The following is a 521-nucleotide window of genomic DNA, read 5'->3' as shown; positions in this document are numbered from 1 at the left end:
AGTTGCATTTGCAACTATTCGCCAGTTTTCGAATACCAGTTCAACTTGATTGAACTTTTTTCTTTATTACTTGCTTGTCCAGATTGTTAAAGAGCGTGGCTTTCAACTGGTGAGTTGAAAAAACCAAACAAAATAATTCAGTTTTAAAACTATTTTGTTTGGCTTTTATGTTAAGCCGGACTTCGTTTGAATACTTTTTGTTGCAAATTGGTGGAGCTAAGCAGGATCGAACTGCTGACCTCCTGCGTGCAAGGCAGGCGCTCTCCCAGCTGAGCTATAGCCCCATTTTGCACAAGCATTCGTATTTGGTAGGTCTGGGCAGACTTGAACTGCCGACCTCACCCTTATCAGGGGTGCGCTCTAACCAGCTGAGCTACAGACCTATACTTTCAGGTCTGCTGACCTTACGAAGTCTTTTCTTTTAAGTAACCGTTTATTTATCTGTGTAAACACTGAGCATAATCAAGATGAATTTCGTTAAGGAGGTGATCCAGCCCCAGGTTCCCCTAGGGCTACCTTGT

Annotated in this window: 2 tRNA genes; both read right to left on the bottom strand. The window is 42.8% G+C overall.

Going from position 1 to position 521, the window contains the following annotated elements:
• Positions 1-208: 208 nt before the first annotated feature.
• A tRNA-Ala gene (locus N7931_RS19385) sits at positions 209-284 on the bottom strand.
• A 22-nt stretch (positions 285-306) separates the two neighbouring features.
• Positions 307-383 (bottom strand) — tRNA-Ile (locus tag N7931_RS19380).
• Between the last annotated feature and the right edge of the window lie 138 nt (positions 384-521).

Source organism: Catenovulum sp. 2E275 (genome assembly GCF_025515275.1).
Classification (GTDB): domain Bacteria; phylum Pseudomonadota; class Gammaproteobacteria; order Enterobacterales; family Alteromonadaceae; genus Catenovulum.
This window is presented reverse-complemented; position numbering and strand designations above follow the sequence as displayed.